At 34.9% G+C, this 7,647-nt stretch carries 3 protein-coding genes; all 3 read right to left on the bottom strand.

The genetic code is table 11. From position 1 onward, the window contains the following. Positions 1 to 507 precede the first annotated feature (507 nt). The 3 genes from IQ237_RS25555 to IQ237_RS26545 all read right to left on the bottom strand — a co-directional run bounded on the left by IQ237_RS25555 (position 508) and on the right by IQ237_RS26545 (position 7,099). Positions 508 to 1,350, bottom strand: a complete 843-nt coding sequence (locus IQ237_RS25555; protein WP_194060048.1) for a tetratricopeptide repeat protein — start codon at positions 1,348 to 1,350, stop codon at positions 508 to 510. Between the two features lie 515 nt (positions 1,351 to 1,865). Then, positions 1,866 to 6,500 carry a CHAT domain-containing protein gene (locus IQ237_RS25550; RefSeq protein ID WP_194060047.1) on the bottom strand — a complete coding sequence of 1,545 codons (4,635 nt, stop codon included), beginning with the start codon at positions 6,498 to 6,500 and terminating at the stop codon, positions 1,866 to 1,868. Between the two features lie 383 nt (positions 6,501 to 6,883). Beyond that, complete coding sequence (locus IQ237_RS26545; protein WP_228020712.1) at positions 6,884 to 7,099, bottom strand: DUF4351 domain-containing protein; 216 nt, start codon at positions 7,097 to 7,099, stop codon at positions 6,884 to 6,886. Between the last annotated feature and the right edge of the window lie 548 nt (positions 7,100 to 7,647).

Below are 7,647 nucleotides of genomic sequence, written 5' to 3'. Positions count from 1 at the left end.
AGGATATCCAGGATTTAAGGATTTACAGGATTTGAATTGTCTGAATCAGGATTTCCAGGATTTAAGGATTTACAGGATTTGAATTGTCTGAATCAGGATATCCAGGATTTAAGGATTTACAGGATTTTGTTATCTAAAATTAAATTGAAAATCTCCAATTGGGGTGAGAAAATAATTGCTGATAGTTAGAAATTGCTATCAACTCCGAAGATGAAAACCTTATGATCACAGTTGCGTTAATCTCAATCAAATATCAATACTGTTCGGTTAATATTTCAAAACCGCGAAGATCCCCCCAACCCCCCTTAAAAAGGGGGGCTTTAACCGTCTTTTACCCCCTTTTTAAGGGGGTCGCCGCAGGCGGGGGGATCTTAACCGAAAAGTATTGAGTATAGGAGTTAATTCTAGAAAGCTGTATAATAACAAGAAACTTGTTTATACAACAACTTCTTGAATTTGGTTGTTACCCCTGCAAACATCTAATTCTTTGTTATTCTTCTCATGTGCCTAACTACGAATTTTCTCAAGTTCTATAATAATTAGCTGTATTTGCTGATATCTTTTATATTCCTTGTTTTCTTGCAGTTTAATAGCTAATGTTTTGAACTTCTGGATTGCTGTCTGCACATCTCCTTTATTCAACGCTGCATAGGCTTGATTATTTAATTCTTCAATGGAATCAGGAGAAACAGTTGAAGAATTTACAGGATATTGTAGTTCTGGATCTCGTAAATCCACTATTCTATTCAAAGAGTTTATTTCAGACTGTAACTTATCAATAATCTTTAACAACTGTATTAATTCTGAAAATTTCTTTGCTTTTAAAGAAGCCAAACTTTTTTGTAAATAAAGCGTGTTTGCTATTTGGAAATCTGCTATTTTCTGTTCGTTCTCTTCTTGTATTAACCCACGCTGATGATAAGCTACTGCGTATTGGGGATTAATTGTAATTGCTTGAGTAAAATCTGCAATAGCTTTCTGTTTATATTCTTGAATTTTATCTTTTACTTCTACTGGACAAATAATTATATAATCATCCTTTTTCCTACAACCCGGTACAGTTCCATCAGGATTTAAAGGCTTTCCTTGGGCATATCTAGCATAAATTAAACCCCGTTGATAATATGCTTCTGCATTTTGCTGATTATGATTAATAGCTTGTGTAAAATCTAATATTGCCCCTTGATAATCTTGTTGATTTACCTTGATTTTACCTTCTAAAAGCCAGTTGTTTGATATTTGTATTGCTTGAGTTGGAGAAGCTTCAGCTTGGGAAAAATTTCCTCCAAAAATCATTAGGGAACTGATTGTTAAACTTAGACAAGTGACAGGTAGTTTTAAGGTAGACATAAGGTGATTGGTGATTGGTGATTGGTAATTGGTAATTGGTGATTGGTAATTGGTGATTGGTAATTGGTGATAAAATTCTAGTTTAAATCCTGTTAATCCTCAAATCCTGGAAATCCTGATTCAGACAATTCAAATCCTGTTAATCCTCAAATCCTGGAAATCCTGATTCAGACAATTCAAATCCTGTTAATCCTCAAATCCTGGAAATCCTGATTCAGACAATTCAAATCCTGTTAATCCTCAAATCCTGGAAATCCTGATTCAGACAATTTAAATCCTGTTAATCCTCAAATCCTGGATATCCTGATTCAGACAATTCAAATCCTGTAAATCCTTAAATCCTGGAAATCCTGATTCAGACAATTCAAATCCTGTTAATCCTCAAATCCTGGAAATCCTGATTCAGACAATTCAAATCCTGTTAATCCTTAAATCCTGGAAATCCTGATTCAGACAATTCAAATCCTGTTCATCCTCAAATCCTGGAAATCCTGATTCAGACAATTTAAATCCTGTTAATCCTCAAATCCTGGAAATCCTGATTCAGACAATTTACATAATTTATCCTCATTTTCACCCAAATTAGCATTTTCTTGTAAATATTCATGCAACCAATCACAACTACGTTTTTGTAAAGTATGAATATCCAAATCCCACAAAGTTATATGATTACTAATATCCACAGATGTTATCATCTTTCCATCAGGACTAAAATTCACTTCTAAAAGATCATTTTTACTTCCTTGCAGACTATAAATTAATTCTCCCTGCAAATTCCAAAAACTGATTTTATCCCCACTAGCTGAAACTAGAATTTTACTATCAGGACTAAAATCTACACTGTAAACACTTTGATGATGTTGTAAAGTATGTAATAACTTACCACTCTTTCTATCCCAAAGTTTGACTGTAGAATCAGCACTTCCAGTAGCTATGATTTTTCCATCATGACTAAAACTTACAGATGTAATATTATTCTCATGTCCAGAAAGAGTTTGCAATAATTTTCCTGTTAAATTCCACAGTTTTACAGTTTTATCTCCAGCAGTTGCTAAAGTCTGACCATCTCGACTAAAGTTAATATTTGTCAGTAATTTATCATTCGTCTGCCAGCTTTTTAATAAATTCCCTTGTAAGTCCCAAATTTTTACTTGTTGATCAACTCTACTAATGGTTGCAATTTTTTTACCATCAAAACTAAAACTTATATCTTGAATTGGCTGAAATATACTATATAATATACTATTATTATCCTTCAGATGTCCTTGCCAACTCTTGATTAGTTTACCATCAAGATGCCACAATTTAATTTGATTATCAGCGCCAATAGTGATAATATTTTTTCCTGTGGGATGAAACAATACTTTGATAATTTCTCCCTTATGGGCATAAAAACTTTTAATCAAACTTCCATCACGCTTTCGTAAGCTGATAATTCCCTGTTTATTACTTACTGCAATAGTATTTTTATCAGGACTGAAACTCACACTATTACCAGAAAAACTAGGTAAAATACCTTGCAAATGCCACAATTTAATTGTGCTGTCAGCACTAGCAGAAACTATGGTTTTGCCATCTGGACTAAAACTAGCTTCCGATGCTTTACCTCCATGTCCTAAAAAGGTGTAAATTGGAAATTGGGGATGAGATTTTAAATCTTTTTTTAATTTTAAATTATTGGGTATCATCCAAACTTTAACTGTATCATCAGCACTAGCAGAAACTATGGTTTTGCTATCTGGACTAAAATTCACATCTAAAACTTGATTATTATGACCTTCAAAAGTATGTAATAATTGTCCATTTATATCCCACAGTTTCACAGTTTTATCTTTACTCGCAGAGGCTAAAGTATTACCATCTGGACTAAATTTTACAGCCAAAACTTCATCATTATGACCTGGTAATGTTTTTAATTCCTTACCTTCAAGATGCCAAAGTTTAACGGTTTTATCAGCACTTGCAGTAGCAATAGTTTTTCCATCTGGACTGAAATTTACACTCCATATTTTTTGTTGGTGAGCGTTAATTGTTTTCATCAGTTGTCCATTTAATGTCCAGAGTTTTATTTCTCCTTTACTGTTAGCAGTTGCTAAAATTTTACTATCTGGACTGAGAGATATTGCTAATAATCCATCTTTTTCTATTAACCTAAAATTAGGTTGATTTGTCAATAAATTTGTAAATAAATTTGTGTTAGAATCATAACGCCAAAAACTAATGGTATTATCAAAACTAGCAGCAATTAAAAGTTTATTATCTGGACTAAAAATAACACTGAAAACTCTATCTTTATGACCTGATAAAGTTTGTTGTAACTTTCCATCTCGTCGCCAAATTTTGATGGTATTATCTTCACTCCCTGAAGCTAAAAGCTGACCATCTGGGCTAAATTTAACAGTAGAAATCTCACCTTTATGCCCTTGTAAACGATTGTATTCTCGAATTTGGTTGATATTCTCCAAAGTGGACGCAGATAAACTTAACTGAGTTTGAGAATCTAAGAAGTTTAAAAAGTTTAACTGCTGTAAATTTTTGATAACTTTCAGTGTGGGGATAAAAGCTTCAATTTCATTCCCTGATTTTAACAATACTTGTGCAGATAAATTCAAGGCTTTGAGTTCATTAATTTGTGATTTTTGCCGTTGCCATAAAGCCACACCAGTTAATAATAATGCTCCTAATAACCCACTACTTAAAGCCATGATAATTCGCTTTCTAGCAGCATTCTGAGCTTGACTTTCTTTCTTTTGTAGTTCTAAACTTTGAAGAATAAAATTCTGCTCATTGGCACTAATTTGATTTTCCCGTTGTCTTAACCATTCCTGGGCATCAATTAAAGATTTACCCCGCAATAATGCTCCCGTATCTTGTTGATGATTTTCCCATTGTCGCATTACTGATCTTAATTGTTCTTGCCATCGGCGAAAATCTCCATCTGTTTGCATCCATTGTTTTAATCTGCGCCAATTGCGAATTAATGCCTCATGAATAATTTCTACTGTTTCAATTTTTGTTAGTTTATTAATGTCTGTAACTACTAATCTGGCATTTGCTAACTGTGTAACTAAATTCCAGTTTTCTTCCCCCACTTCTCCACGAGTAGCCAAACGCCGAATATCTGCATTATATTCTCCTGGCTGCACTAATTGAATAAATATTTGTTGTACCTTTTGTTGATCGGCTGCACTCAATTGAGCATAAATTGACTCAGCATGATTCGCCAGTGCAGTTTCGATAGTGCCAATTTCCGTGTATGCTTGATGAGTTAGCCATCCTTGCTGTTGTTGTTGCCACAACTGAGTTAAAGTAAATTCTAGTAAGGGTAAATGGCTAGGAGAATTAAGCACCACATCAATGAGACGTTGAGTTAATCCTGGTTCTAATTGTACATTGAGACTAAGAGCAGGTTGTGAAATGGCACTTTCTAATTCTAGGGCATTCATGGGACCTAAATTAACCTGAGCATCCTGCAAAGCATTACTCAAAGGACGGTAAGATAAAGCTTCACCAAAAAAGTCTGCTCGTAGGGTTAACACCAAGGTAAAACCAGGAACATTACTAACTGCATTCAAGAGATTATCTAAAAATATTTTCCGTTCTGCGGTATCCTGACAAAGAGTATAAAGTTCTTCAAATTGGTCAGCAATTAAGATAATATGTGATTTGGGTGAACTACTAATCAGCGATTCTAGGAAATTAGATAAAGTGTTGTTACTCTGTTTTAACTGTACTTCTATTTCTAATTCTTGCAATCTGGAATGAGGAACAATATCTTTTTTAGTGCCTAACTCTCGATAAAGTGCGATCGCTAATGATTCTAACGGATTATTCCCCGGACGAAAAGACACAAATTGCCAATGTTGACTTTTATCTCGCTTTAATTGGGGAATTAACCCCGCAAACACCACAGAAGATTTACCGCTTCCCGAAGCTCCAACCACTGCTACAAAATGCTTTGTTTTCACTGCCGCAACTAACTGTTGGGTAACAGTTTCTCGCCCATAAAAATAAGCTGCATCTTGTTCTTGAAAAGCCGCTAAACCCCTATAAGGACAACTAGCTACAGCCCCCATACTCTGCCAAGTGGGAGGCGTTGCTAACAAATTTTGGACAATTACAGGCAACCAACTAGCACAAGGATATTCTGTTTCTAAACCTTGTAATTTTTTGCGGGCAATATTCACAGATTGATAGAAAGATTTGCTATTGGTAAACTGTTGAATAAAGTCCTTTAAAAATTGATGAGCCACCTTATCTGGTACAGGTTCACGCATCACAATTATTTGGGGAATATGCAAACTTTCTAATTCAGTAGCAATTCCTAAACCATCACAGGAGTTAAAAAAAGCTAATTGTAACCCTTTGCTGACGGCGGTTTGCAGTCCATACCGCAATTCATCCATTGTTAAACTATCGGTGCGGTTGAGAAATATTCTGCCTTTTGTTGACTCTGTACGACTATGGCCAGAAAAGAAAATCAGATCCCAACCGGTATCATCCCAAAGATATTTATTCAGTTCTGAAGGTGAAGGTTCAACTAAAACAATGATTTCCGCTGATTGACAATATTGTTGCAGTAATTTTTCATCTTCAACGACGTTAATTCCTTCACTATTACCCAGAATAATTAAAATGCGGATATGGGAACGGGTACTTTTTTTAAACCGTTGGGAAGAAAGGGAACTAAAAGCCACTTCTGCATGAGGATAATAATTAAATAAATCCCATAAATGCCAAGGTAATTTTCGCAGTTGAGTTTCATGAGTACGAATAATTATTCGCACTTCATCAGTAGTATTTAATTGTGTTAAACATAATTCTTTTATCTGGCGAAATGACTCTGCTTGTAACCAAGTAATAAATTGCTGTTTGAGAATGTCTGTATGAGTGCGACATTCCATTTTCAGAGATTGAAACCTGACATTAGTAATTTGGTCTTTTTTAGGTTTAATGCGGTATCCATCCAGACTGCGATAAGTGTTAGACCAATCTTGATAAATATTAGGTAGAGTGGGAAGAGGAGGTAATGTTAATGTATTGTCACTTAGCTCAATATCGGGAAGCGCACCATCTTCACCAATGTTTAAACTAGCACGAAAGCCTTCATGGAAGTCACCATCTAGTTTGAGGATAACTAATTTGTTCATAATCTTACCACTCTTCTCCCTGCACAACACCTCTATGAAGATTTCGACTCCCTTGGCAATATTTTACGCAAATGAATGAATTCCCAGTAAAACCCATAGCCCGACTGGGAATGAATTCCCAGTAAAACCCATAGCCCGACTGGGAATGAATTCCCAGTAAAACCCATAGCCCGACTGGGAATGAATTCCCAGTCTAATAGCAAAAGTCATCTAAAGATGACTAAAAGAAATAGACAATTTTGGAAATTATTTTAGTTTACTTTAGTAAACTTTAGCTATGAGCCTGGAAATTCATTTCCAGGCGGGCGTGGAAGCCAACAAATAAGCCATTTTTAGTTTAATTTGACACCAATGAAGCTCTTGCTTTACCCTGACCAATATTGCTAAACTTGATATTGTGCTAACCAAGCTTCTAAATCACTTAAACTTGAAAAATCAAGCAAAGCCTCAGCTAAATCTTCTAACTGTTCTGATTCCATAGCTTCAAGTTTCAATAATTGTGCAGGTGGAACAGTTCCGACTTGATGACGGAGTAGTCGTGTCACAATTGCTAAAGCTTTTTCCTGTTGGATATCCTGATAAATTACAGACTCGCGCATAGCATCACTCCGTAATAACCTTTTAATCAGTTTCTTGTTTAATACTAACCCAGCTAATATGGCGGTTGACGCAGCAACATTACTTTGGATTTGGGTATCGTTTATTTGCTCAATAGCTTCTGCAACCTGTTGTAATATTTGCGTTTTATCCTCAGTTTGACTGAGACGTTATCAAACATAGACAGGTATTATATCAGTCATGTTTCAACTAAGAGAATTATCAAAAATTTTTTAACATAATTTTAGATAACAAAATCCTGTAAATCCTTAAATCCTGTAAATCCTGATTCAGACAATTCAAATCCTGTAAATCCTTAAATCCTGGAAATCCTGATTCAGACAATTCAAATCCTGTAAATCCTTAAATCCTGGAAATCCTGATTCAGACAATTCAAATCCTGTAAATCCTTAAATCCTGGAAATCCTGATTCAGACAATTCAAATCCTGTAAATCCTTAAATCCTGGAAATCCTGATTCAGACAATTCAAATCCTGTAAATCCTTAAATCCTGGATATCCTGATTCAGACAATTCAAATCCTGTAAATC

This window comes from Sphaerospermopsis sp. LEGE 08334 (assembly GCF_015207205.1).
GTDB lineage: Bacteria > Cyanobacteriota > Cyanobacteriia > Cyanobacteriales > Nostocaceae > Sphaerospermopsis.
Note: the sequence above shows the minus strand (reverse complement) of the source record. Positions and strands in the feature narration are given on the sequence as shown.